The sequence below is a fragment of the Halarcobacter anaerophilus genome, assembly GCF_006459125.1.
GTDB classification, from domain to species: Bacteria; Campylobacterota; Campylobacteria; order Campylobacterales; family Arcobacteraceae; genus Halarcobacter; species Halarcobacter anaerophilus.
The window spans coordinates 1158389-1183875 of the sequence record NZ_CP041070.1; the positions used below are offsets into that span (position 1 = coordinate 1158389).

At 30.5% G+C, this 25487-nt stretch carries 25 protein-coding genes; 12 read left to right on the forward strand and 13 right to left on the reverse strand.

From position 1 onward, the window contains the following. The first annotated feature begins 1 nt into the window (after position 1). The 4 genes from AANAER_RS05690 (at position 2) to AANAER_RS05705 (ending at position 3737) form a co-directional block, all read left to right on the forward strand. Entirely contained in the window at positions 2-199 is a 198-nt protein-coding gene (locus AANAER_RS05690) for a hypothetical protein (RefSeq protein WP_228135449.1), read from the forward strand. Positions 200-204: 5 nt separating this feature from the next. Then, positions 205-636 (forward strand): type II secretion system protein, encoded by a 432-nt coding sequence (locus tag AANAER_RS05695; RefSeq protein ID WP_129081856.1) that lies wholly within the window; start codon positions 205-207, stop codon positions 634-636. Continuing rightward, positions 633-2480 carry a primosomal protein N' gene (locus AANAER_RS05700; protein ID WP_129081857.1) on the forward strand — a complete coding sequence of 616 codons (1848 nt, stop codon included), beginning with the start codon at positions 633-635 and terminating at the stop codon, positions 2478-2480. The genes AANAER_RS05695 and AANAER_RS05700 overlap by 4 nt, the downstream gene beginning before the upstream one ends. A gap of 69 nt (positions 2481-2549) precedes the next feature. Beyond that, positions 2550-3737: a tetrahydrodipicolinate N-succinyltransferase N-terminal domain-containing protein gene (locus AANAER_RS05705; protein ID WP_044415302.1), complete on the forward strand. Its 1188-nt coding sequence runs from the start codon at positions 2550-2552 to the stop codon at positions 3735-3737. Between the two features lie 36 nt (positions 3738-3773). On the opposite strand, the gene AANAER_RS05710 is transcribed toward AANAER_RS05705, so the two are convergent. The 7 genes from AANAER_RS05710 to AANAER_RS05740 form a co-directional block, all read right to left on the reverse strand. Then, on the reverse strand, positions 3774-5615 hold the full coding sequence (locus AANAER_RS05710) for a GGDEF domain-containing protein (protein WP_129081858.1): 1842 nt from the start codon (positions 5613-5615) through the stop codon (positions 3774-3776). Positions 5616-5678: 63 nt separating this feature from the next. Then, positions 5679-6983 carry a murein hydrolase activator EnvC family protein gene (locus AANAER_RS05715; RefSeq protein WP_129081859.1) on the reverse strand — a complete coding sequence of 435 codons (1305 nt, stop codon included), beginning with the start codon at positions 6981-6983 and terminating at the stop codon, positions 5679-5681. Next, positions 6976-7794, reverse strand: coding sequence for a cell division FtsX domain-containing protein (locus tag AANAER_RS05720; RefSeq protein WP_129081860.1), 819 nt, complete (start codon positions 7792-7794; stop codon positions 6976-6978). The genes AANAER_RS05715 and AANAER_RS05720 overlap by 8 nt, the downstream gene beginning before the upstream one ends. Continuing rightward, positions 7781-8443 carry a cell division ATP-binding protein FtsE gene (locus tag AANAER_RS05725; protein ID WP_129081861.1) on the reverse strand — a complete coding sequence of 221 codons (663 nt, stop codon included), beginning with the start codon at positions 8441-8443 and terminating at the stop codon, positions 7781-7783. Before AANAER_RS05725 ends, AANAER_RS05720 begins: the two co-directional genes overlap by 14 nt. Then, entirely contained in the window at positions 8430-9635 is a 1206-nt protein-coding gene (trmB, locus tag AANAER_RS05730; RefSeq protein ID WP_129081862.1) for a tRNA (guanosine(46)-N7)-methyltransferase TrmB, read from the reverse strand. The genes AANAER_RS05725 and trmB overlap by 14 nt, the downstream gene beginning before the upstream one ends. 4 nt (positions 9636-9639) lie before the next feature. Continuing rightward, on the reverse strand, positions 9640-10920 hold the full coding sequence (locus AANAER_RS05735; protein ID WP_228711148.1) for a fibronectin type III domain-containing protein: 1281 nt from the start codon (positions 10918-10920) through the stop codon (positions 9640-9642). Next, positions 10868-11854 (reverse strand): RluA family pseudouridine synthase, encoded by a 987-nt coding sequence (locus tag AANAER_RS05740; protein WP_129081863.1) that lies wholly within the window; start codon positions 11852-11854, stop codon positions 10868-10870. Before AANAER_RS05740 ends, AANAER_RS05735 begins: the two co-directional genes overlap by 53 nt. A 19-nt stretch (positions 11855-11873) precedes the next feature. Here AANAER_RS05740 and AANAER_RS05745 point away from each other — a divergent pair, with 19 nt between their 5' ends. Further along, entirely contained in the window at positions 11874-12980 is a 1107-nt protein-coding gene (locus AANAER_RS05745; RefSeq protein WP_129081864.1) for an FtsW/RodA/SpoVE family cell cycle protein, read from the forward strand. A 2-nt stretch (positions 12981-12982) separates the two neighbouring features. Beyond that, positions 12983-13834 carry an agmatinase gene (gene speB, locus AANAER_RS05750; RefSeq protein WP_129081865.1) on the forward strand — a complete coding sequence of 284 codons (852 nt, stop codon included), beginning with the start codon at positions 12983-12985 and terminating at the stop codon, positions 13832-13834. A 37-nt stretch (positions 13835-13871) separates the two neighbouring features. Here the strand turns inward: speB and AANAER_RS05755 are convergent, their stop codons facing one another. The 4 genes from AANAER_RS05755 to AANAER_RS05770 form a co-directional block, all read right to left on the reverse strand. Continuing rightward, a complete protein-coding gene (locus tag AANAER_RS05755) occupies positions 13872-14642 on the reverse strand; it encodes an RloB family protein (protein ID WP_129081866.1) in 771 nt (256 codons plus the stop codon). An 8-nt stretch (positions 14643-14650) separates the two neighbouring features. After that, positions 14651-15925: an AAA family ATPase gene (locus AANAER_RS05760; RefSeq protein WP_129081867.1), complete on the reverse strand. Its 1275-nt coding sequence runs from the start codon at positions 15923-15925 to the stop codon at positions 14651-14653. 976 nt (positions 15926-16901) lie between these two features. Beyond that, positions 16902-17825, reverse strand: coding sequence for a methylenetetrahydrofolate reductase (locus tag AANAER_RS05765; protein WP_129081868.1), 924 nt, complete (start codon positions 17823-17825; stop codon positions 16902-16904). Between the two features lie 68 nt (positions 17826-17893). Beyond that, positions 17894-18676, reverse strand: coding sequence for an energy transducer TonB family protein (locus tag AANAER_RS05770; protein ID WP_129081869.1), 783 nt, complete (start codon positions 18674-18676; stop codon positions 17894-17896). Between the two features lie 64 nt (positions 18677-18740). Between AANAER_RS05770 and hemL the strand changes: the two genes are divergently transcribed. The 4 genes from hemL to AANAER_RS05790 are packed head-to-tail and all read left to right on the forward strand — an operon-like array spanning position 18741 to position 21217. After that, on the forward strand, positions 18741-20024 hold the full coding sequence (gene hemL / locus AANAER_RS05775) for a glutamate-1-semialdehyde 2,1-aminomutase (protein WP_129081870.1): 1284 nt from the start codon (positions 18741-18743) through the stop codon (positions 20022-20024). 10 nt (positions 20025-20034) lie between these two features. Next, positions 20035-20352, forward strand: coding sequence for a pyrimidine/purine nucleoside phosphorylase (gene ppnP / locus AANAER_RS05780; protein WP_179951811.1), 318 nt, complete (start codon positions 20035-20037; stop codon positions 20350-20352). Positions 20353-20364: 12 nt separating this feature from the next. Next, the gene (locus AANAER_RS05785) at positions 20365-20676 is read left to right on the forward strand and encodes an AtpZ/AtpI family protein (protein WP_044415278.1); all 312 of its coding nucleotides are present in this window, start codon (positions 20365-20367) and stop codon (positions 20674-20676) included. Then, a complete protein-coding gene (locus AANAER_RS05790) occupies positions 20669-21217 on the forward strand; it encodes a hypothetical protein (protein WP_129081871.1) in 549 nt (182 codons plus the stop codon). Before AANAER_RS05785 ends, AANAER_RS05790 begins: the two co-directional genes overlap by 8 nt. On the opposite strand, the gene AANAER_RS05795 is transcribed toward AANAER_RS05790, so the two are convergent. Next, positions 21189-21875, reverse strand: coding sequence for a hypothetical protein (locus tag AANAER_RS05795; RefSeq protein ID WP_044415274.1), 687 nt, complete (start codon positions 21873-21875; stop codon positions 21189-21191). The two genes, AANAER_RS05790 and AANAER_RS05795, sit on opposite strands and share 29 nt — an antisense overlap. A gap of 5 nt (positions 21876-21880) precedes the next feature. Then, entirely contained in the window at positions 21881-23743 is a 1863-nt protein-coding gene (gene rpoD, locus AANAER_RS05800) for an RNA polymerase sigma factor RpoD (protein WP_129081872.1), read from the reverse strand. A gap of 165 nt (positions 23744-23908) precedes the next feature. Between rpoD and AANAER_RS05805 the strand changes: the two genes are divergently transcribed. Beyond that, complete coding sequence (locus AANAER_RS05805; protein WP_044415270.1) at positions 23909-24406, forward strand: 3-isopropylmalate dehydratase small subunit; 498 nt, start codon at positions 23909-23911, stop codon at positions 24404-24406. A gap of 5 nt (positions 24407-24411) precedes the next feature. Continuing rightward, the gene (leuB, locus tag AANAER_RS05810) at positions 24412-25482 is read left to right on the forward strand and encodes a 3-isopropylmalate dehydrogenase (RefSeq protein ID WP_129081873.1); all 1071 of its coding nucleotides are present in this window, start codon (positions 24412-24414) and stop codon (positions 25480-25482) included. Positions 25483-25487 lie beyond the last annotated feature (5 nt).

The window sequence follows — 25487 nt, forward strand, 5'->3', positions numbered from 1 at the left end:
ATTGACATTTCACATAAATAATATGGCTTATACAATTGTAGTTGATGAAAAAATTGCCGACGAGATCGGCAAATATTTGGATTTGGAAAAGAGTTTGGATACAAGAGATTTATTGGCTGCTTATATCAGAATTGCACAAGAATTTACTTTTTTTAAAAATGATTTGGAAGAGATTTCTCAAAAGATTCCAAAACTTTAACTCTTATGAAAAAAGCCTTTTCCTTACTTGAAATAATCTTTGTTATTCTGCTTATTTCAATTTTGGCTCTTTTTGTTATTTCAAAAGTAGAAGATAGTTTGGAATTTGGGAATAAAGCAAAAATTAAATCGGAAATAGCCTTAATAAGAAATGCAATAGTTAAAAAACTTACTTCAAACAGGCTTTTAAATATTAATGAAACAATAAAATTGGATAATGCATCTTTAGAGATTGAAAACAGTAATCTTTTTGAAAATATTTTAGATTTCTCTTTACTTTCGACTACAACGCAAAAAAAAGATTCGGCAAAATGGATTAAAAACTCTTCGAATGGATATAAAATTTATATAAATAAAGAACAATTTTTACAGTTTAGTTTTAAAAATAATACTTTCTTATGTGAAAGCAGTAAAGAGTTATGCGAGAGTTTTGAATGAATTATTATGAAGTAGCTATATTAAAATCTCCTTTGAGTTTTTTAACTTATGAAAGCCAAGAAGATCTTAATATAGGCGATAAAGTTTTAGTCTCTTTACGAAATAGAAAAAATCTATGCGATGCGGTTATTATAAAAGAGGTTGAAAAACCGACTTTTAAATGTATAGAAATCTCTGAATGTCTGCCTTTTTATTTTGATAAGAAAATGATTGAAATTGCAACTTTTATATCTCAATATTATGTCTGTTCTTTAGGTGAAGCTTTATCTGTGTTTACCCCTTTTAAAAAACAAGATGAATCAAAAGAAGAGAGTGCAGCCTTTGATTCAGCTATTGTTTTATCTAAAGAACAAGAAGAAGCTTACAAGTTTTGTGAAGAAAAAAAACAGGCTCTGCTTTTTGCAAATACAGGAAGCGGAAAAACTGAAATATATATAAAAACAATAGAAGAAATTTTAAATAAAGGTGCAAATGCTATACTTTTGATGCCTGAAATCTCTCTTACTCCTCAAATGCAAAACAGATTAGAAAAAGTTTTTAAAAAAAGTGTTGCAATTTGGCACTCTAAAGTATCGAAAAAAAGAAAAAACGAGATTTTAGAAGGTATTTACAACGGTGAGATTAAACTTATTGCAGGAGCCAGATCGGCACTTTTTTTACCTTTTAAAAATTTGCAGCTGATTATAGTAGATGAAGAGCATGACGAATCATATAAAAGTGACAGTAAACCAAGATACAATGCAAAAGATCTCTCTTTGTATATTGCAAAAAAATATGATATGAGACTTATTTTAGGAAGTGCAACGGCATCTATAGGCTCTTTTTACAAAGTTCCTTTTTATAGATTAAAAAAGACTTTTTTTGAGACGAAAAAGAGTATTTTTTTCGATGACTCCTCTTTGGAGTTGTCCCCTAAAATCATAAATAAAATTTCAAATACTTTAGCACATCAAAATCAAGTAATTGTTTTTTTGCCTACAAGAGCAAACTTTAAATATCAAATCTGTACAAGCTGCGGTAAATCAGTAGAGTGTCCTTATTGTTCCGTATCAATGAGTCTGCATAAAAATGATTTGGCTTTAAAATGCCATTATTGCGGATATACGCAACAAATTCCTGAAACCTGTCCTTCTTGTCACAACGGAGTAATACATAATCTAAGAGTCGGAACGGCAGAGATTGAAGAAAAACTAAAAGAGTTGTTTCCTGAAAAGATTGTAAAAAGATTCGATAGAGATGAGATAAAAACAGATGCAAAATTAAAATCTGTATTAAATGATTTTAATAATAATAAAATCGATATTTTAGTGGGTACGCAAATGCTTTCTAAAGGTCATGATTATCATAATGTAAAACTTGCCGTAGTTTTAGGAATAGATTCCGTTTTAAATATGAACTCCTATAAATCAAGAGAAAGAGCTTTGTCTTTACTTATACAAATTGCGGGAAGAAGCGGAAGAAAAGGAGAGGGCGAAGTTATCGTCCAAACTCAAAATCAAGAGTTTTTTGATTATTACTTAAATGAGAGTGATTATGAAGACTTTTTAAACGGAGAATTAGAGTTTAGAGAAGGTCTTTATCCTCCTTACGTAAAGATGGCAAAAGTTTTGTTTGCCCACACAAACGGTTTAAAAGTAAAAGATGAGATGGATAAATACGTAAAGTTGTTAAAACAAAACAAAGATATTGAAGTAGTAGGTTTCGGACAAAGTGCAATATTCAAACTGGCAAACAAATACAGATATGAAATAATTCTTCGTTCTTCCCATATCAAAGCTTTGTTAACGGCACTTCATAAGATAGATTCGCCGATGGCTGCCATTGATATGGATACGAATTTCTAAAGCTGCCTTTTAGTAGCTTTTATGAGAAGTTTAAGTATAATCAGCCTCAAAATTTTATAAGGAAAAGTTATGGCATTTACAAAAGATGATTTTAAAAATAAAATTGAAGAGATTCAAAAAGAGTCTTGGTATAAACAACCTTTAGGGTTTGGTATAGCAAGAGTTGATAGAGGACAATTAAATAAAGATAAAATTTTACAAGCAACATTCCCTGTAGTAAACTGGAAAGAAAACTACGGTTCGGCAGCAGTTTTTCTTAACGCATTAAAAGAAGCGGGAATTGAAGTTGATACTTCAAAATCAGAATTTGTTTGTAGTGTTAGTGATGCATTTTTAACTTCTTGTATAGAGACTTTTAGACCATATATTCCTGAGGCAAAAGGGCAAGATCATAAAAATGTTCAAATAGTTTCAAAATTAGCTTCATTGCCTATTGATACAGGTTTTACCGAAGATGATTATAAAGTAGTATTTATTTTTGAAGACGAAACAGTTCAGTCGGTTGAAGCGGCATATTTAAAACTTTACGCTCTTTCTTCAGGAAAAGCAGCACTTAGAAGTTTAAATTTAAATGGAATTTTCGGAACACTTCACAACTGTGCATGGGTTGGAAACAAACCTGTTGAATTGGATTGGTTAAGAGAAAATGAAATTTCATTGAAATTGACAGGAAAATATCCTGAAATTACAATGGTTGATAAATTCCCTAGATTCTTATCTCATATTATTCCTGCTGATAACGTAAGAATTTTAGAGACTAGCAAAGTAAGATTCGGTGCTCAGTTAGCAGGTGGAACTACTGTTATGCCGGGTGCTGCATATATTAACTTTAATGCTGGAACTGAAGGTGCAGTAATGGTAGAAGGAAGAATCTCATCTTCTGCAAAAGTCGGAGCAGGTTCTGATGTAGGGGGAGGAGCTTCTATTTTAGGTGTTCTTTCAGGAACAGACGGAGTTCCCGTTACAATAGGGGAAAATACGCTTCTTGGTGCAAACTCTTGTACCGGTACTGCTATTGGTGACGGTTGTATTCTTGATGCAGGTGTTACAATCTTGCCCGGAACAAAAATTACACTTTCTGAAAAAGCTGTAGAAGCATTAAAAGAGATAAATCCAGGTAAAGAGATATCTACTTCAATGAAAGGTTCTGATTTCCAAGGTGTAAACGGAGTACACTTTAGAGTTAACTCTACAACAGGTCAAACAATTGCAATGAGATCTACAAGAGAAGTTAAACTTAACGCAGACCTTCACTAAATATAAAAGGCTTTTGCCTTTTATATAAATACTTTTTTAAAACAAATCTATACTGGAAACTTGTTCTTCTTTAAATCTTTTAACATTATCTCTTCCGCTGTTTTTTGCTTCATATAAAGCTATATCTGCATTTTTTATAACAGTATCAAGATTATTTGAATCTTTTGGATACATAGAAAGACCGATACTTACGGTTTTTTTCAATTTTGTTCCCGCATAAATATCAATTTCATTTTCTCTTACTCTTTGGGCAATTTTTGAAGCAACATTTAAAGCAGCCTCTTCAGATTTGACGTTTATTAATAAAACAATAAACTCTTCTCCTCCGTATCTTATTACAATATCCGATTCTCTTACGGTGTCTTCAAGTATTTTTGCTAGTTCTTTTAAAACTTTGTCTCCGATATTGTGTCCATATTCATCGTTTACGGCTTTAAAATGATCCATATCAAGCATAAGAACACCGATATCACCGTTTTCTCTTTTTATTTGAGGAAGAAGTTTTTTGCTGTGTTCTTCTAAGAATTTTCTATTATAAAGTCCTGTTAGACTATCTTTAAAAGCCGACTCTTTTAGTGCTGCCATCAGAAGTTTTACTTCAATAACAGGAGTAGTCTCTTTTAGATAACTTTTTATAAAGATAACTTTTTCTTTTAGAGAATTTAACTCTTCTACCGTGTTACAAGTAAAATGTACGATCAAATATATGTTTTTTGCAATATCAAAATTTATGCAGTAATAATATTTATCTTTGTTTTCATAATATTGGCAACTGTTTTGAAACTTGATTGAGACTACATCTTGATTCGTTCTGGCACATCTGCAAAGTTCAGGATTGTTTTTTATTGTCGGTTCGCAATAAAAGGATTCACCCGATTGGGCTACTTTTCTCATCTTTTGTTTTGTCGAATCAATCTCCATAAAAGTAAAGTTTTTTAATCCGAATCTATTTTGCATAACCTCTTTTAATCTGGTATAAATCTCTTCTAAAGTGCTGTCTAATTCAATTTGCTTTTTATATTGATAAAGATTTGACAGATTATCTACAATAAATTTCGACTCTTTTAAAGGGTTTCTTCTCATAGTAGAAGTTTTATATCCCGTATAAACTTGAAGTTTTTTATCTATATCATCTGTCGTATCTTTAAATATTTCAAGCAGATTATTATATTCTCGAGTTAAATGGATAATATCCATTGAAAGCTCTTTGGGAGGAGAAATTTTTTCAAAGTTACCTTGTATTGCATTTGATATACTGTTTTTAAAGAGTTCATAGAGTTTAAAATAGGGCATTATATATTTTTTATTATAAATCAAGAAAAATATTATCGTAAGAAGAATAAAAAGCGAAACTATATAAATTGATTCAATACCAATCTCTTTTAAAGTATTAATATCAAGTACTAAAGAGATGGCACCTAAGGTTGTACCTTGTTCTACATTGTGGCATTTAAGACAGTTTATACCTTTATCCGCAACTGCATTATAAGGAATAGTAACTCTAACGGTAGTTTTTGTTATAGATTCATCAATCTCATAATACATTTTTCCGCTGTTTAAAACTTTTTTATCAATATCATCCCGAGGGATATCTCTTACATGACCGAACTGTTTATTTACATATTCACTTCTTGCCAACCAAAGCTTATCAACATTTCTCATATTTGAAACAGACTGGATAAAAGTTCCTACTTGGTGCATATTATCGTTAACCATATATGAAGTTAAACCGCTTTTTACGGCTTCGGAAATAGAGACGGCATTATGAATAGCAGATTTTATACCGGCATTTCTTAGATTATATAGACTTAACAGTGTAATTGACAAAGACAGAGCAATAACCATTAGCACTGAATTAAGTATAATATTTCTACTCATTTTATAATTGACCCTTTCAAAACCTCTATTTTATTGTAATTCTTCTTAAATTATTTATTTAGTTTATATTCTAAATAAATCCTTTGGATTGACGTGTTTTTCGTTTTTTGTTGCTTGAAAAGTAAGCGTATCGTTTACTCTTCCAACCACATAACCTTTTTTTATCCATCTTCCTACTTTTAAGGAAGGAGAAATCTTATCTAAATGGGAATATATTGTATGCAGACCGTTTTTATGTTGTACAATTACAACATTTTCCAACATTCCCGCATCTTTTTTTGCATATACTATTTTACCGTTAAAAATAGCTTTTACTTTTGCTTGGGGTTTTGTTGTTTTTAAAACAATCGATTCATTAAATAATTGAATTTTATAAACAGGATCATAATATTTTCCAAAGTTTTTAACGACTTTAAAAGAGTCCAAAGGAGCAATTGTTTTTCTTCCTCTGTATTTTACGATTTTAATTCCCGAGGTTGAAGAGCCTATCATTCTTACATCTACATCAATATCTTTTGCATATCTGCTGTTTCTTGCATCTTCATCCAAAGTATAAGTACCTTTTTTTGAACTCTCTTTTTTACTTTTTCTTTTCTTTTGTGCCGCTAGTCTTCTTGCTTTTGCGATTCTTTCTTTTTTCTCTTTTTCCAGCTCTTCTTTTTTTAAGATATTTAATCTTCCCAAAAGATCTTTTAAAGACTCTTGTTTTTGTATGGTGCTTTTTAACTCTTTTTGATACTCTTTATGTTTGCTTTCAAGAGAGACCAGAGATTTGGAGTATTTTTTTTTGAGAATATTCAGCTCTTTTTTCTTTTTCTTTCTATCTTCTATATAAGCAGAAATTTTTTTTATCTTTTTTTGATTCTCTTTTTTGTTTTGTGTTATAAGTTCATAACTGTTGTTTAATTTCAAAATCTGATCTTTTGAATTTTGGGAAAGTATTGAATATATTTCCGAATCTATAAGCTCTTGTGTTGTACTCTCTCCTGCTAGTTTAAGAGCAATAGAAGAAGAAAAATCATCTATAATAACTCGTATAATCTGCTTTTCATTCTCTTCTCTTTTTTTCATTAAAGATTTTGAATCTTCATGAAGTGAAGATAAGTTTTTTTTAGCTTCGTTTAACTGGCTTTCATGCTTTTTTATATCATCATTTACTACAGTTATAACTTCTTCTAATTTTGCAAGCTCTTTATTTTGATTTGAGATCTGTTTTGCCAATACTTTAATCTGCAAGTCCGTTTTAAACTGAGCCGTTTGGTTTTTTTTCAAGATCTCTTTATTTTGTGCTATTTTATTATCTATATTTTTAGAAGAAGCATTTAAAAGAGTTGCTAAAACTACAAATACTATTAGAAATCTAGTCATGCTTTATTTTATACTTTAATAATACCCCGATAATTGTCAATATAGAGATACCAAAAGAGAGGAAAAAGATTTTAATCAAAGAATCCTCAACTGTTAATGTTACGGAAATAATACCTTCTAAATCATCAGGTAAAAGGATACCTATGTTTCCTACTAAGTATATAAAGATAGCCGAAACGGTAATAAATGATATTAGTGAACTGAAAATTGCATATTTTAATATAGTCGAAGAACTATATAAAATTGAAGCACCGTGCAATTTTAAGATTGTTATTTTTTCATGGTGTTCATAAAACCATATTCTAATCTGTTTTGAAATCATCATAATTGCAAAAATAGTAATAATAGAAAAAAGTATCATACTGATTCTGCTAAGAAGCAGTAATAAAAGATAGACGGTATTATGGTTTTTAGAAAAAATTTCGACTTTTCTGACATTTTTATTTTCATAAAGTTGATTTTTAATACTTTCAAGTTCACTTGTCGTGGGGAAAACTTCAAGTTTTATTTTATAAAAATGGGGAAGTTTTCTTTTCAATAAATCAATCGAAGTATTAGATAGACTTGAACTTATATTTTTTATTATCTTATCATTTTTCAAAGTTATTATTTTTTCAACACGAATATTTGCCAATTCGCTTATATTCTCTTTTATTAAAGGGGTATTTGTAATCACTACAATAGAGTAATCATTTGCTATTGTTTTTTTATAGTTATCTAATATATTCGTTGAAAAAATATAGATAATAAAAGAGATTAACATTGCTGTTAAGGGAATAACAAAACCAAATGTATTTTTAAGAAACTTCATAAATTATACCGTCTTCAATGGAAAGCTGTCTAAATCTTATACCGAAATTTTTTGGAACTCTATGGGTTACAACAACAACGGTAATTCCTAATTGTTCATTTGCCCCTTTTAACAAATTCCATACAACTTCGGCAGAATAATCATCAAGATTCCCCGTAGGTTCATCTGCAATAATGATTTTAGGGTTATGAGCCAATGCTCTTGCAACTGCAACTCTTTGCTGTTCTCCTCCACTTAGTTCATTTGGATAATAACCTTGCCTGTGAGAGAGTTTAACATGTGCAAGAAGTTTGATTGCCTGCTCTTTTGAAACATCTGAAGAGTAGCCGTTTATTTTTAGAGGAATCATAATATTCTCTTCAATAGTCCACTCTTTTATAAGTTTATAATCTTGAAAAATAATACCGATATCTTTTCTTAATCTTCTAAGAGGTTTACTCTTTATTCCAAAAACCTCTTGTCCGGCAATATTTAAACTTCCGTGCTTTAAGGGAATTTCTCCGTAAAATGATTTTAAAAGAGTTGATTTTCCGCTACCGCTTGTTCCGCCTATAAATATAAATTCTCTCTCTTTTATAGAAAAGTTTCCTTTTTTTATGATATATTTATTCTCATCATAAGAGAGATATATATTTTTAGCTTCTATCATCTTTTAATATCTCTTTTAGTTTTTTATGTGCTTTTATATTTGCACTTGAAGGTAGGGGCAGGTCTTGAAAATATCCGGCTTTTTTATCTTCAACTAAAATATATTTATTTAAAGGTCTGTCAAAACTTCCGAATGTAACTTGTATCAATCCTGAATTTGTTCTGTTTTCAATAATAAAAATATCCTCAATATGAACAAAATAATCATCTTCGATTATTGCTTTGCTAGGAAGATTTTTAATAATATTATCAAATTGAATATCTTCATCAAAATTAAAATCATAATTAAGATCGATATCTTTATCTTCTTGATCGCAATAAAGAGTCACATCATAAATATTTTTTCCTTGTTTTTTCCATCTGTCTTCATATTTACTGGATATTTGCAGATCTTTGTTTATATCTATAACTATTTTCCCTTTTGGAAGATTTGTTAAAAGATTTGTGCAATAATCAAAATATTTTCTGCTATCTGTTCTAAGTTCTAAAGTTCCATCTTTTTTTAAAACTCTTAAAGCTTCATTTATAAAAGCATTTGAATAGATTCTTCTGTGAGGTTTTTTATCCCAAGGTACGGGAAAATGAACAAAAATTCTTCCTACTTTATTAGAGTTTATAAACTCCATAAAAAGTCTTGCATCATAACTTACTACTAAGATATTTTCTATATTTTGTATTCTAATCTGTTTTAAAAGCTGTTCAATAGAGGGTGTATGAATCTCTAACCCGATAAATTGTATATGAGGATTTGTTTTTGCTTGATGAAGAAGGTGTCTTCCGCTTCCAAATCCAATCTCGATTTGAAGCTCTTTGTCGGTTTTAAAATCATTTATAAAAAAATCAATATCTTTTAGGTATTTTTCATCAGGTTTGATTTTTTGGTTAAAATTTTGAGTGTTGCTGAAAACAATATTTGCATCAACGACTTTTGCATAAGAGTTTATAGCATCTTTTACTATTTGAACAGGAGAGATTCTTGTAACTTTATCAACTTTTAAAAGAGAGTTTTCACCTTTTTGTTTAAGGGTTAAAAAAAACTTTTTATTATCTTTTTTTACGGCAATTTTATATTCGGGTTTTCTTGGTTTATTTGTGAAATCGTAAGATTTAGCAACAAAATCAAAAGAAAAATCTTCATATTTTGAAGGCGTTACTAATTCTCTATTTTTTTTATCAAAAACTATATGTGGCATAGACTTATTTTAACTCTTTTAATTTTGGTAATACTAGTTCTGTTTTGCTTGTGATTTCCGAAACAATTCCGTATTGATCGACTGATTGTATAGCATAACTGTATTCTACGCCTCTTGCTATATCTTTATCTTCAAATCTTAAAGCATTGATGTTCTCAAATTTAACAGTTTTTTCTTTGAAAAATCCCTCTTTTACTGTTTTATAAACATTATAAGAGACCGCTCTGCTGTCGCCTGGTTGCCAATTTAAAATTGCTTTTTGACCTTGAATTTGAGCCAAAGTAATAATAGGTTTTTCTAATTTGCTTAAAGTAGAACCCATCACTGCGTTTACATGTTCACTGCTTTCCAAACCGTCTTTGTCTACAGCTCTTACTTTGTAAAAATATACTTTTCCGTCTTCATTAATAAAATCTTCAAATTTAAAAGTATTTGCACCTACAGAATGAATTTTGCTAAATCCAGATGTTGCACTGCTGCTTCTGTAGATATTGTATCTTACCACATCAGAAGATTTTGAAGCTTGCCATGACAGTGCAATTTTTCTAGGAAGGTCTCTTGAAGCATTTACTTTAAATGCAGGATCGGGAAGAGGTTTAGTTTGTGCCTGAACTATTTTGCTTGGAAGAGATTCCAAATCATCAAAAGTTAAAGCAGTAACTCTGTATTGATAAATAACATTATCTTCTAAATCCATATCGATATATTCAGCTTGAAGTCTTCCTTTTACTGTTTCAAGTTTTTTCCATTCACTTGTTTCGGGAGAACTTCTCTCTATTTTATAAGATTCTACTCTTTCATTTGGATGTGGTCTCCAGATAATTTTAATCTGTTTTGGAAGATTTGAAATAGCTTGAACAAAAGATATTCCTTCGATTTGAGGAAGAGTAGAAACCATATAATCATTTGTTGTTTTTGACTCTACTTCACCTGCTGTTGCAGCTGAAATTTTATAAACATATTTTGTGTTAGGTTCTAAATCTTTATCTACGTAGTGAGTAGCATATCTATTTTCAATTGTATCGATATATTTTAATTTTGTACCGTCTTTTTTCATATTTGCTCTGTAAAAGTGATATCCCGTAACTCTTGGGTCATCAACTTTTCTCCATTCAAAAGCGATAGCGTCTACATCTGAAATTGATCTAATAGAGGCTGAATCAACGCTTTCTAAACTCTCATCTACTTTAGGTGTTTTAGGTTCATTTAAATTATTTTTTAAACTACAGCCGCTAACTAATAAAATCAAAGCTGTTAATGATGCTATTTTCATCAATCTTGTCATCTACTCTCTCCATATTAAAATTACTGTATAAATATTTCTGCATGTCTTGACTTAGGTTTCCTTTGAAACTCATTTTTTCATTTGTAATTGGGTGATTTAAATATAATATATATGCATGCAAATAAAATCTATTAATTTTATTTAATTCGCCCTTAAAACCATATAAATTATCGCCTAATATATGCCTATTTATCGAACTTAGATGTACTCTTATCTGATGAGTTCTCCCTGTAAAAAGTTTGCAGGCAATTAACTCATTTTTTTGATTATTCGACACTTCTAATTTTGCAAATGCGGATTTGGCATATTTTCCGTTATCTACAACTGCCATCTTAAGACGATTATTCGGGTTTCTAGCTATGGGTTTTTCAATAATGCAGTTATCTTTTAAAGGAAGATCGATTATTGCAAGATAATATCTTCCCATACTTTTGTTTTCAAGTTGTTTTGATAAATTTACATGAGCTTCATTTGTTTTTGCAATAACCATAACACCGCTTGTTCCTTTATCCAACCTGTGTACTATACCGTGTCTTTCTTCTCCGCTTATTGTAGATAAAGAGATTTTATTTAATTTAAGCCAGTCTACAAGTGTTGCATCTTTTACACTAGGAGCATCATGAACGGTAAGATTATAGGGTTTATTTAAAACCATAATATACTCATCTTCATAAATAATTTCTATGATTTTATCTTTAAGGGATTCTTTTATAAATTCGGGATTTTTTACATCTTCCAAAACAGCTTGGGGAAACTCTACTTCGACCTTTTGTTCGGGCTTTAGCTTTAAGCCTCCTTTGGTAACGGTTTTACCGTCAACTTTTACAAACTCTTTTTTTATAAGTTGTTCTATTTGATTTCTTGAAGCTTCAATATGCAAAGTTAAGAATTTATCTAATCGATTTGCTTCAAAAACAATAAAATTTTTATACATTTTTGGATACTCTTTCAATATGCGTTTATTTGATAAAAGAATTATATCTCATTTTGATTATTTACTTATTATATTTATTCTACCTTTGGTACTGCTTTCATATAATTTAATTAGTGAAACAAACGATACCTTGGCGAATAAACAACTTATATATTTTTCTTTGTCGGTTGTGGCATTTCTTATTGTTTTTATTTTTCCTATTAGACGAAATATTAGATTAATACCGCTTCTTTACTGGATTGGAATATTTTTGCTTTTAGCAGTTGAATTTTGGGGCGTAACCAAGCTTGGAGCCAAAAGATGGCTAAGTATTCCTTTTGTAGGAACAACAATTCAGCCAAGTGAACTTTTTAAACCCGTTTTTATTCTTATGCTCGGACATTTAATACAAAACAGACAACCAGAAGAGGGCGGTTATAAGTTAAAAGATTTTATATACTTCTCTTTTTATATAATATTGCCTTTTGTTCTAATTGCAAAAGAGCCTGATTTAGGTACTGCACTTGTACTTTTGCTTGTAGGTTACGGAATACTTTTTATTATAGGAGTAAACTGGAAAATTTGGTTTACTATTCTTCTTACAATAGTTTTGGCTTCTCCTTTGATTTATACTTATTTAATAAAAGATTATCAGAAAAAAAGAATTAAAGATTTTCTTTCAGAAAAACCTAGTTATCAGGTTCAGCAGTCAATTATTGCTATAGGAAACGGAGGTTTGCTCGGAAAAGATGCGGAAGATGCAACGCAATCCCAGCTAAAATTTTTACCTATTGCAACAAGTGATTTTATTTTTGCATATTTTGTTGAAAGACATGGATTTTTAGGAGCTTTTGGACTTATTTTTATATATGCACTGCTTATTTTTCATCTTCTGTCCTTGAATTACTATTTTCATGATGATTTTGTAATCCGTAGTTTTGCCTCCGGCTTGGGGCTTCTAATCTTTTTTAATATGAGTGTAAATATCTTAATGGTAATAGGATATGCTCCCGTTGTAGGTTTGCCTCTTCCTTTGTTCTCCTACGGTGGAAGTTCTTTTATCAATTTTATAGTACTATTTGCTATTTTAGAAAATCTATTGGCTTTTAGATTTATGGATATGTATAGTTTTGAAAGGAGATTATAGTTTTGCAAGCACAAAATAGCTGCTTTATAGGTTTTGAAAATAGTTTTGAGGAGTCAACGGCAGTCCTTTTCGGAGCTCCTTTTGACGGAACAACCTCTTTTAAACCGGGAGCAAGATTTGCACCTAGTGCTATGAGAGAAGATTCTTGGGCTATTGAGAGTTACAGTCCTTATTTAGATAAAGATTTAGAAGAGTTGAAACTTTTTGATTACGGTAATTTGGAACTTCCTTTCGGGGACAAAAAGAGAGCTTTGAGAATGATACAAGAGACAACTCAAGAAATTATCGATGCAGGGAAAGTTCCTATTATGATAGGTGGAGAACATTTAGTCTCTTTGGCTCCTGTAAAAGCATTATCAAAAAAATATAAAGATCTGCATATCATTCATTTTGACGCACACACTGATCTAAGAGAAGATTATTTGGGAGAATCTTTAAGTCATGCAACGGTTTTAAGACGTATTTACGATCAAGTAGGGGATGGAAAGGTAAATCAGTTTTGTATTCGTTCAGGACTTAAAGAGGAGTTTGAATGGGCAAAAAAACATACCCATTTGGAAAAATTTACTTTTAATACTTTAGAATCTTGTGTTAGAAGACTAAAAGAGAAACCTGTTTATATAACTATTGATTTAGATGTTTTAGACCCTTCTGTTTTCCCGGGAACAGGAACACCAGAACCTGGAGGAATTGATTTTCATCAAATGATGGAAATAATCAAAATCTTAAGTAGTTTACAAAATGTAGTAGGGCTTGATTTAGTAGAACTTAGTCCAAAATATGATGCAAGCGGGGTTTCTACAGCAGTTGCTTGTAAGACACTTAGAGAGCTTGTTTTAGCTACAGTAAAGTAGTGGTGAAGTAACGTTTGACTTCAGTGATGCTGTGCGTTCACTGCGAGGACTTGTTAGACATTCCTAAGTTATTCAAAGTTTCAACCAATATGTGAACTTTTGTTGCTGGATTGTCTTGTTCAGGATTATGAGAGCTACCATGAAAACTTAAAAGATTTTTTGCATTATTAATTGCAATTTCTTGTTTGTCTAATAAGGTATCAAAAATCATTTGTGTGTAGTTTTTTTCTTTGATATTATCTTTATTTAATTTAGAAAATTTATGTGGTTCAACCTTTTTTAACTTTTCAATAACTTTTTTGATAATTTCATCTCTTAAAATTGCAGTACTTCTATAGTCAAAATGCAATAAATACCATAGTTCAAAAGAATCATTACTGTAGGCAACTTCAATATTTAAATCTTTTCTTTTACTTTTTGCATTTTTTATAGCATTATTGAAATCTTCTGCTGTATGTCCTCCACCGTTTACTCTTTCCATATCTCTATCTATTACAATCCACTTGTGTTCAAAATCTGTATATTTTTTATTATTTTCGTCTGAATAGTTTTTTAAATCTTCTAAAACGCCCGTGGGATGTGTTTTCCCACTATGAGAGACAATGATAAAAGAATCTTGAGTGATTCTCTTATCTTCAATAAGTTTATCTATGATTTTTTGAAAGTAAGTTGGTGATGATACACTATCTTCACAAGCTATAATTACATCAGGTACAGTAGCTTTATCATTTGTTTTTCTTTGAAAATCTTTTTTTTCTAATTCTTTCTTTTTATTATGTAGTTTGTCTCCACCTCTTCTTCTACCCATAATAATTCCTAAAACTCAAATTTTCCAAGATATGGAATTGCACCATATTTGCCATGAATGTATTGCTTTTCAAAATCTTCATTTTTTCTAACATTCTTAAATTGTGCCAATGAATATAAATCAGTTGAACCGTATTTATCTTTTTCGCTTAGCCAAATTTGATCTCTTCTGAAAATTGTTCTTTTCAAGAGATTTGTATCATGTGTAGCAAAAATTAATTGAGCATTATTTCTATTGATATTTTCATCGTGGAAAAGTTTAATTAAATGTTGTGTTAATATAGGATGTAAACTTGCATCTAACTCATCAATAATTAAAACTTTTCCATTTTTTAATGTATCTAAGATTGGTGCAGACATAGCAAAAAATTTTCTAGTTCCTTTTGACTCTTCTTTTTCTAGTTCAAAAATAACATTGTCTACTACATTACCATTACTATCAAATTTTTGATGTAATGTGTTTAAAGTGATAGATTTAAATCCCCCTTCTTTAATCATTTCATCTTTTAGAAATTCAGGTAATTGTAATTTTTCAATAACTTCTAATGGTACATCTTCCTCTTCAACTTGAATATCATCAATTCCAATATCAGCTGTTTTGACAAGGTCTATAATTTTTTCTTTAAAGTCTTCATTATCCATTTTTTTCATAGTGAAATTAATATATCCATTGTGATCCATACCATCAATCATGTTAAATCGATTAAACCAATTTAGTATAGCTTTTGAAATCTCTCCATTCTCCTGATCACATTTCCAAATAAAAAGTTGATTAGTAGATACATTAATTTTTTCATCTTTTTTATTAAAAAAGCTATACCCCTCTACAAATTTATTTGGATTGACATACTCTTTTTCTTCTAAGTCTCTATAAAATAATTTCGCCTCTTTCCCTTTTTCATCAGCGTATAACCATTCTGAATAAACTAATTCATTATCAATTTCAAAACCATATCGATATTTGATATCATCAATAAAAAATACAATTTCAAAGCTACTTGAAGCGTCTTCAGTTTCGGTAGATAATCGAAAAGGTTCATGTGGAAGTTTGTCCGTAGATTGAATGATTTTGTATTTATTTAATACAAATCTACTCATAAATGCCATTGCTCTTAAAAAATTACTTTTACCACTCGCATTAGCACCATATAAAATGGCGCTTTTAAGTAAATTGTACTTTCTTTTTTCAAAGCTATTACCTTCATCTTTTGAGGAAGTAAGCATACTGAATCTAACAGTATCTTTAATTGACTTAAAATTATTTACTGTGAATTCTACTAACATAATATATCCAAATTATTAATTTTAAGTAATTTTAGCATAATAAACTTCATTTTTGCATAAATTATACAAAAAATGCAAATAAAATGATTGTAGTCTAACTATTTATTAGTATTACATTATATATAAATAATATATAAAAACATCTAATATCTTAACATTGTTAATGTAAAGATATTAAATTGATTTGAGGTTTTAACTAGGTTAAATTTAATTAACAACAAAATATCTAATATTTTTATGTTGGATTATCAAGGTATATCTTTAATATCTTATCCTTTAGTATTACTATTGGATGAAAATTTTGATAGTTTAAGAAAATGATAAATATATGAAGCTTGTAATTGCATTTTAAAAACTATTAGATACTCAAAACTTTTTACTGTGCTTTATATTCTTTATCGACTTTCTTTTGTGAAGAAAGAAAGTAGCAAAGAAATCACCAACGGCTTCAGAACCCTAAAGGGTACCTTCCGATTTTTAAAATATTTACTGCGTTGCGGAACTCGTCGAAAAAGTGCATTTAGCACTTTTCTCTCCTCAAACAATCCTCACTTTTCATCGTAAATATTTTAAAAATCTCCAGTTCTTGCAGAGGTTGGAGAGGATAAGGATGTTTTATTTTAATACCATTTTATTTGAATTGGTGTCGCATTAAATCTATGTAATAAAGTTTATGTTTTTTTACAGTCCAGACTTTGTTGAAGCCGAAAGTTTTCTAATTATTTCCGAAAAAGACCGAGGACTGTTTGACTGGATAAAAGGTACTAAATGTACCTTTTAGGAAGGAGTTTCGCAGGTCAGGAAAGAATTAGCAAACTGTAGGGAAGCTTTGCCTTCAACAATACGTCTAGTTGTTTTTTGCCATACTTTTTTCAACAAAAAAGCATGAAAACGTACTCACGAAGTGAGTACAAAAGACCAAGAGGAGTGTAAAACTCCTCAAAAATAAAATAAAAGATAAACTATCTTTTATATATTAAGAATACTTTTTAATAATAGCTTTTATTTCATCCAAAAGCTTAACGGAAGCATCAATCTCGGCTTTTCTTATAGCTACACTTTCGATATTGCAGCCTATTGGTATTCCTCTTTTTAGTCCAAAACTGTAAAGTTCTTCAAAAATATCTCTTGAAAGTTTAATTGAAGCATCTAAAATATCTCCTGATTCTTTTAAATCCTCTTCAAGATAGTTTGGAATATTTATACCCAGCCATTTCATGAAATCAAGTGTTTTACTACTACCGCAAGGAGTAAGAGTTAAGATAATAGGAACCATTTCATAGTTATGCTCTTTTGCATATTTTGCATAATCTGTTAAAAATATTTTTGCAGCTTCCAAATCGTAAATACATTGGGTAATAAAATATTCGCAAGAATCATCTATTTTAGAAAATACTCTTAAGTGTTCATCCCCTTTTTTCGTATGTCTTTCAGGAATTGCAATACCTCCTAAACAGAGATTGTCATTTACTTCTCTTTTTAGTTTATACGCCTCTTTTAGGCTTAAAGGATTTTTTTGCTCATAAGACGCCGCCCCTACAAATACTGAGTGAACTTGCGTAGGTCTAGTCTCTTTTAGCCACTCTTTAAATCTTTTAGCAGTGTAATTCCCTACTGCCCTATAGACGATTCTTGGAGTTTTTAACTCTTGTAGATAGTTTTTGGAGTATTCGCAAGGATTCATTGTTTTTATAAAAGGGAAAGGTCTTTTTTCATTTGTTCTGTCTGATTCGTCTTGAATATCATAAAGAACGAGTCCGTCCACATCAAGTTTTGAAATTCTTTCAATATGTTTTTGGGCAATCTCTTTTATCTTCTCTTCTGTATTGTTGGCTTTGGGAGGCGTAATACCGTAAAGTAAAATGCCTTTTTCTCTATTTCTGATCTTGTCGGTCAACATTAAAAATCCTAATAATATTTATAAAATTGTGTAATTCTACTTTTTTTATTGTTAAAAATATGTAAAAGTTAATAAACTCTATAAGTAATGTAAAATTTTATTTTAGTTGCCTCTTTAGGTCTTGGGTAATCTTTATATGCGTATTGAATGGCTTCTAAAATTGATTTATCGTAAAAAGAGTAATTCCCCGGTTGTACAATTCTCAAACCGCTTATATCTCCGTTTGGATGAAGAGTAAATTCAACAATATTATAATCATTTTTTCTAAGTTTTAAGGCAATAGAAGGAAAGCTATAATAACTTCTAGTAATCTCAACAATAGATTTTATACTGTTTTGAATAAAAACTTTTTGTACATTCGTAAGTTTTTCATACTCTTTCCCGTATAATTTTAAATAACTTTGGGTTATCTCATCAAGCATTGATTTATCAAGAGGTACGGGTTCACTTAATAAAAAGTTTTCAAGATTTTTTTGGGGAATTGTTTTTCTTTTTTCTTGAGGTCTCACCGTAACGCTTTTTTTAGGAGTAAATTTTTTTACGATTTTTTTAGGAGCGGTAGCGGGAATTTTTTTTGCTCTTCTTTTTTTGCTGATTTTCTTTTGGGGAACTATTTTTCTTTTTTTTACAATTTTATAATTTTTTGGTTTTTCTACTTTTTTTACAACTTCTTTTTCAGTCTTAGGTTTAGGCACTATTTTAGGCTGGATTTTTACATATCTTACGGAAGATTTTTTCTCAACCTTGGGTACAACCTCTTTTTTGGGTACATCTTTTTCAAACTTAAAAGGAACAAAAAGAAGTAAGTGTAAAATAATTGATAAAACAAGAGCTAATATAATTGGTTTCATACCGGAATTATAGTAGAATAATGCTTTTAAAAAATAAATAAAAACTTTTTATAGGAATGAAATAATGTTTGAAAATTCGATTAAAGCTTATGAAGATGCAAAAAAAGTTATTCCCGGAGGAGTTGATTCACCGGTTAGAGCATTTAAATCTGTGGGAGGAACGCCTCCTTTTATCCAAAAAGGTGAAGGGGCTTATCTTGAAGATATAGACGGAAACAGATATTTAGATTTTGTACAAAGCTGGGGACCTCTTATTTTTGGACATTGCGACAGTGATATTGAAAATGCGGTTTTAGAAACCGTAAAAAAAGGTTTGTCTTTCGGTGCGCCGACTGTACTTGAAACAGAACTTGCTTCTGAAATTGTCGATATGTATGATAATATAGACAAAGTAAGATTTGTAAGTTCGGGAACTGAAGCTACTATGTCGGCAATAAGACTGGCTCGCGGTGTAACAGGGAAAAACGATATTTTAAAATTTGAAGGATGTTATCATGGACATTCAGATTCACTTTTAGTGCAAGCAGGTTCGGGATTGGCTACATTTGGAACTCCAAGCTCTCCGGGAGTTCCCGCTGATTTTACGAAACATACTATTGTTTGCGAGTATAACAATATTGAAAGTTTAAGAAAATGTTTTAAAGAGTCAAATGATATTGCTTGTATTATTATTGAGCCGATTGCAGGAAATATGGGATTAGTTCCCGCAGATGAAGAGTTTTTAAAAGAGTGTAGAAAACTTTGTGATGAAAACAATACTCTTCTTATCCTTGATGAAGTTATGTCAGGTTTTAGAGCATCATTAACAGGTGCCCATGGAGTTATTGAGACCAAAGGCGATATCGTAACTTTCGGTAAAGTAATCGGTGCCGGTATGCCTGTAGGTGCATTTGCCTCTAACGATGAGATAATGTCGCATCTTTCTCCTGAAGGTGAAATATACCAAGCAGGAACACTAAGCGGAAACCCTGTTGCTATGGCAGCAGGACTTGTAAGTTTGAAAAAACTTAAAGCAAATCCTTCTATATATGATGAATTGAGTGCAAAAGCTTTAAAACTTGTTAATGGATTAAAAGAGGTTGCTTCAAAAAACAATGTTGCTTTACAAGTTAATACAAGAGGAAGTATGTTTGGATTCTTCTTCGCAGAGAAAGAACCTAAAAACTTTAAAGAGGTAAGTCAATTCTGCGATTTTGACAGATTTGCAAAATTCCATCATGAAATGTTAAAAAAAGGTTTCTATTTTGCTTGTTCTCAATACGAAGTAGGATTTATGTCAACTGTAATTACAGAGGAAGAGATAAACAGATGTATAGAAGCAGCAGATGAAATAATGAAAAATTTCTAAGGAGATAGTTATGAGTTTTATTGAAAAAGATGTTGATTTATTAAAAAAAGCAAATATCTATTATGACGGAAGAGTTACAAGCAGAAACTATACAGATAAAAACGGTGTCGTAAAATCACTTGGTATAATGTTACCCGGAGAATATATCTTTAATACAAAAGCTGCCGAAAAAATGGAAATCATATCAGGAAAACTTGAAGTTCTTTTATCAGGAATGGAAAGTAACTGGGAAACATTTTCTATGGGTAGTGAGTTTGAAGTTCCTGCAAACTCTAGTTTTGAAGTTAAAGTTGATGAAATAACAGATTATTGTTGTACTTATCTGTAAAATTGGAGATTAATGGAAAATAAAGAAGAGAAAAAAGTACCTAAACACAGAGGTAAACTTGAAGCTTTAGATAATCTATCTTTAGGAATATCTATAGTTGCTGCCGTTGCCATAGGTTTTGGTATAGGATATGGTTTAAAACAACTGACAGGTTATACTTGGACTTTGTGGCTGGGACTTTTTTGGGGATTAGCAGCTGCGGGGCTTAATATCTACAGAGCCTACAAAAGAGCTCAAAAAGAGTTTGAAGGCTTGGAAAACGATCCTCGATACTCTTATAGAGCTAAACACGGTGATAAATCTTACGACGACGAAGATGAATAAAATTCTACCATTTGCAAAGGTCTTTATCATTGTAGATCTTTGTCTTATATTATATTGTCTTGTTTTTCAAAATAACATATGGCTTCTAAATACACAGGTAGCTTTTTTAGGTTCGCTTTTTGTTACGCTTGCCTCTTTTTTTTCATATAAAAGAAATGTACAAAACAGGCTCTCTAATTTGGATCTATCTAAACAATTAAAAGACGAGAGAGATAAAATTGATGAAATAGATGATCCTTTTGATCTTTATAGTGAAAATGAAGAGATTCCCGAAGAAGAGTTAACTGCCCAAAAAATTAAAGAGATTATAAAAGAAGAGAAAACAAAAGTAAAAAGAGACTCTTTTAAAAATGCAGTTTTTTCAGCAGGCGGTTTTGTATCTATTTATAGAATATTAGGATATGCTACTTTGGTATTGGGATTTTTTGCTTTAAATAACAATAAGATTCTTTTACCAATCCCATTTTTAATAGGATTGGCTATTGTTCCTATTTCGGTTCTAATTTCAAAGATTACTTTAAAATCAGGGGAAGATCAATAGTGATCTTATTTTCATCTTTTGTAACTATAAAAGATGCATTTTCATCTTTATAATCAAATTTATCAATATCACATTTAGTGCTAGATAAAACTTCAACACTTATAATAGAGTGTTTTTCCCCTTCTATTCTTATATATTCACCGATTTTTAAAATAACAGAAGTAGTAAGCATTTCCGAATTGTTAAAATTGTCATATATAAGATTCAATACTTTTATAAACTCACCTGCATTTATTTTAAACTCAGGAATTGAAGGATCATAGTTTTTTATATATCTAGTAGTAGATTTTATCTTTTTTGTAGATATTGCTAAATCAACAAGAGTAAAAATATTTGTAATATTGGTATTTTTCGTACTAAGTTTAGAATCTCTTTTTACCATTGCGCTTTTGTAAAGTTTCATATGAATCTCTTCTTCGTTTTCATATTTAACCGTAATTGCATAAAAAGAGTAATTTTTAATCGATAAATCAATATATGTAGTCTCAACACCGTATGTTTTAGGAGCGTACTTCAAAGCTAAGTCAAAAAGCTCTTTTTGCTTAATTCTACTAAGCAAAAATTGAGCTTCATGGTTGGAATAAGTTAATTTTCCTAAAGAGGAAAAAGATATAACAGGGTTTAAATCTAATTCAACCCACTCTTCATAAAAATTCATAAGGACTAACTTTCAACATAATTTTTAAGGTTTTTACCTACTTTTGGATGCTTTAATTTTTTGATTGCACTTGATTCTATCTGTCTAACTCTTTCTCTTGTTACAGAAAGTTCTTTACCGATTTCTTCCAATGTTCTGTCACTTGCATCATCCATAAGACCGAATCTCATTCTAACAACTGCTTGTTCTCTCTCATTTAGCTGAGCTAAGATTTGATCTATTTGACCTTGTAAATCCTCTTTCATAATATTATCAACAGGAGTCGGTGCTTTTTCATCTGGAACAAAGTCTCCGAACTTACCGTCATCGTCACTTCCTATAGGAGCTTCCAATGAAACAGGCTCTTTTGTGATTTTTATAACTTGTTTAACTTTATCAGTAGGAAGGCCTACTTCTTTTGAAATCTCTTCTACATCCGGCTCTTTACCGTTTTCTTGAATACCTTTTCTAATGATTTTATTGATTCTGTTAATTGTTTCAATCATATGAATAGGAATTCTAATAGTTCTTGCCTGATCTGCAATTGCTCTGCTTATTGCTTGTCTAATCCACCAAGTTGCATAAGTAGAGAATTTATAACCTTTTTTATACTCAAACTTATCAACGGCTTTCATAAGACCGATATTTCCTTCTTGGATTAAATCTAAGAAAGGTAAACCTCTGTTTGTGTATCTTTTTGCGATAGATACAACAAGTCTAAGGTTTGATTTAGCCATTCTTGTTTTTGCTTCATCGGTTATCTTTTTACCGCGTTTGATTTGCTCAAGTACGTCCATAAGTTCTTCAGGCTCTAAATCAAATCCGCCTTTACTAGCTTCTGCGGTTTGGAAAAGTTTTTTGATCTCCATATATGTAGAAACCATAGTAGCTTCAGGAACCATTGCAGTAATTTGAGCTTTTGACAAATTAACGATATTATCCAAAATCTTTTGGTGATTTTTTAATAAAATATCGTTGAATAAAGGTAATTTATACTCAAGCTTTTTAAGTTCTGTTTCAAATCCTGATTCTGATTTTAAAGCTGTTTCCATCGCTTTTACAATCTCTGTAATTAGTTTTGAAGTAGGTCCTAAATTGAATAAAGAGTCTTTTAATACTTTTTTCTTAAATGCAACCGATAAATTATATTGCATTTGATCAACTTCGCCTTCTGATTTTGGAGACTCTTTTGCTTGGAATTTAAGCCAATCTTTTTTTGCTTTTTCTAAAACTTTAAAAGCAGCTATAATAGTTTCAGCTCTTTTATCAAGTTTTTTTGCAGGTTTTTTAGAATCATCATCTTCATCTAAAACCTCTTCTTCTTCGATTTCTGAATCATTGTCTGAATCGTCATCGTCAGAATCTTCATCATCAAAGTTTCTAAAAAGTTCTTTTACTTTTCTCTCTCTATTTACTAAAGGTTCTTTATATTCTAAAATAAAATCAATTAGATAGGGAACATAACAGATTGCATCAAGGATAACATCTTCTCCCATCTCTATTTTTTTAGATATTTCAATCTCTTCTTCTTTTGTTAAAAGCGGGATTTGCCCCATTTCTCTTAAATACATTCTTACAGGAGAGTCGGATCTTGACCATTCAAGAAGCTCTTTACTTTTTAATAAATCGAAGACATCTTCATCATTCTCTTTTAGTTTGTTTCTTAAATCTTCTTTTTTCTTTGCTTCTTCAGCATTCATTCTTTTTGCTTGTTCTTGTGAGCTAATCAAAGTTACATTGTATAGTTGAACAAGGGCTAAAAGTTTTTTTACATTTGCTGCTGAGGGAGCTTTAGGAAAGATTTTGATAAGTTTTTCATAAGTTAAAATTGAATCTTTGTATTCTTTTACAATATCTTCAATATCTTTATTTAAATCTTTTGTACTCAATGGGTGTTCCTCATATGTTAAAGATAAGTCAGATATTATACCCAAATTAGTTAAAAATCACTTTAAGGAATTCTATTTAATCTATAATTTTTAAAATTTTAGATAAAATGCAAAACTTTAGAAAAATAAACTTTAAAAAAAGTACTAAATTTAAGGAACTAAAATATGAGTAAGATTACAGGAAAAGTTTGGAATTTTGGAGCAAATGTCGATACTGATGTTATTATTGCTGCAAGATATTTAAATAGTTCAGACCCAGAGCATTTAGCAAATCATGTTATGGAAGATGCAGATCCTGATTTCCCGAAAAAATTAAAAAAAGGTGATATTATCGTTGCAGGGGAAAACTTTGGATGCGGTTCAAGTAGAGAACATGCTCCTATTGCACTAAAAGCTGCAGGAGTTGCCGCCGTTGTTGCACCTTCTTTTGCAAGAATATTTTATAGAAACTCTTTTAATATGGGACTTCCTATTTTTGAATTGCCGGAGTCTTTGGAAATCAAAGAGGGTGAAGAGATTTCAATAGATTTAGATGAAGGGATTATTACAAATAATACAACTAATAAAATTTATAAATTTATCCCGATTCCTGAATTTATGCAAGAACTTATCTCTACTGGTGGATTAATAAATTATGCAAAAGCTGAGATGAAAAAGGATTAATAAAAATGAAAAAGTATGATATTTCTATAATAAAAGGTGACGGTATCGGTCCTGAAATTGTTGATGAAGCAATTAAAGTTTTAGATGCAGTATCTTACTCTTGCGGTTTTAGTTTAGAATATAAAGAGTATTTGATGGGAGGAATCGCTATTGACGTAACGGGAACTCCTCTTCCGAAAGAGACAGTTGAGGGTGTTTTAAACTCGGATGCTTGTCTATTTGGTGCAATCGGTGGAGAAAAATGGGATACGCTTCCAAGAGATTTAAGACCTGAAACAGGACTTTTAAACTTTAGAGAAGCAATGGGAGTTTACGCAAACCTACGTCCAGCTATTATTTATGATGAATTAGTTAATGCTTCAACACTTAAACCTGAAGTTATAGAAGGTGTTGATATTATGGTTGTAAGAGAGCTAATAGGTGGAATCTATTTTGGTAAACCTAGAGAAAACGACGGATTTAAAGCATTTAATACTATGGTTTACACAAAACCTGAAATAGAAAGAATCGGAAAACAAGCTTTTGAATTAGCTATGAAAAGAGATAAAAGAATTTGTTCTGTAGACAAAGCAAACGTACTTGAAGTTTCTCAACTTTGGAGAGATACAATGGAAGAGATAGCTAAAGGTTATCCTGAAGTTGAACTTAGCCATATGTATGTAGATAATGCGGCTATGCAGCTTGTTAGAAATCCAAAACAGTTTGATGTAATAGTTACGGGAAATATTTTCGGTGATATTCTTTCTGATACAGCTTCAATGGTAGTTGGTTCAATCGGACTTTTACCAAGTGCTTCAACAGGAGATAAAACAGCTATTTATGAACCTATTCACGGTTCTGCTCCTGATATTGCAGGTCAAGGAATTGCAAATCCTATTGCAACAATTGAGAGTGCTGCAATGATGTTAAGATACTCTTTAGGTCAAAGCGAAGCTGCCGATAAAATAGATGCAGCAATTAAAAAAGCTCTAAAAGACGGATATAGAACAAAAGACTTGGCGGCATATGACGCTAAGGAAGTTGTTTCAACTTCTGAAATGGGTGATATTATAGCAAACAACATCAGCAAACTTTAAAATAT

Coding starts and splice junctions, on each gene's coding strand:
- AANAER_RS05715 (WP_129081859.1), bottom strand. CDS start 6,983: ATGACTAGATTTCTAATAGTATTTGTAGTTTTAGCAACTCTTTTAAAT.
- AANAER_RS05790 (WP_129081871.1), top strand. CDS start 20,669: ATGAATAAAATTCTACCATTTGCAAAGGTCTTTATCATTGTAGATCTT.
- AANAER_RS05805 (WP_044415270.1), top strand. CDS start 23,909: ATGAGTAAGATTACAGGAAAAGTTTGGAATTTTGGAGCAAATGTCGAT.
- AANAER_RS05740 (WP_129081863.1), bottom strand. CDS start 11,854: ATGTATAAAAATTTTATTGTTTTTGAAGCAAATCGATTAGATAAATTC.
- AANAER_RS05725 (WP_129081861.1), bottom strand. CDS start 8,443: ATGATAGAAGCTAAAAATATATATCTCTCTTATGATGAGAATAAATAT.
- AANAER_RS05785 (WP_044415278.1), top strand. CDS start 20,365: ATGGAAAATAAAGAAGAGAAAAAAGTACCTAAACACAGAGGTAAACTT.
- AANAER_RS05765 (WP_129081868.1), bottom strand. CDS start 17,825: ATGTTGACCGACAAGATCAGAAATAGAGAAAAAGGCATTTTACTTTAC.
- AANAER_RS05705 (WP_044415302.1), top strand. CDS start 2,550: ATGGCATTTACAAAAGATGATTTTAAAAATAAAATTGAAGAGATTCAA.
- AANAER_RS05755 (WP_129081866.1), bottom strand. CDS start 14,642: ATGGGTAGAAGAAGAGGTGGAGACAAACTACATAATAAAAAGAAAGAA.
- AANAER_RS05720 (WP_129081860.1), bottom strand. CDS start 7,794: ATGAAGTTTCTTAAAAATACATTTGGTTTTGTTATTCCCTTAACAGCA.
- AANAER_RS05695 (WP_129081856.1), top strand. CDS start 205: ATGAAAAAAGCCTTTTCCTTACTTGAAATAATCTTTGTTATTCTGCTT.
- AANAER_RS05770 (WP_129081869.1), bottom strand. CDS start 18,676: ATGAAACCAATTATATTAGCTCTTGTTTTATCAATTATTTTACACTTA.
- AANAER_RS05795 (WP_044415274.1), bottom strand. CDS start 21,875: ATGAATTTTTATGAAGAGTGGGTTGAATTAGATTTAAACCCTGTTATA.
- AANAER_RS05760 (WP_129081867.1), bottom strand. CDS start 15,925: ATGTTAGTAGAATTCACAGTAAATAATTTTAAGTCAATTAAAGATACT.
- AANAER_RS05745 (WP_129081864.1), top strand. CDS start 11,874: ATGCGTTTATTTGATAAAAGAATTATATCTCATTTTGATTATTTACTT.
- trmB (WP_129081862.1), bottom strand. CDS start 9,635: ATGCCACATATAGTTTTTGATAAAAAAAATAGAGAATTAGTAACGCCT.
- AANAER_RS05710 (WP_129081858.1), bottom strand. CDS start 5,615: ATGAGTAGAAATATTATACTTAATTCAGTGCTAATGGTTATTGCTCTG.
- ppnP (WP_179951811.1), top strand. CDS start 20,035: ATGAGTTTTATTGAAAAAGATGTTGATTTATTAAAAAAAGCAAATATC.
- AANAER_RS05735 (WP_228711148.1), bottom strand. CDS start 10,920: ATGACAAGATTGATGAAAATAGCATCATTAACAGCTTTGATTTTATTA.
- hemL (WP_129081870.1), top strand. CDS start 18,741: ATGTTTGAAAATTCGATTAAAGCTTATGAAGATGCAAAAAAAGTTATT.
- leuB (WP_129081873.1), top strand. CDS start 24,412: ATGAAAAAGTATGATATTTCTATAATAAAAGGTGACGGTATCGGTCCT.
- AANAER_RS05700 (WP_129081857.1), top strand. CDS start 633: ATGAATTATTATGAAGTAGCTATATTAAAATCTCCTTTGAGTTTTTTA.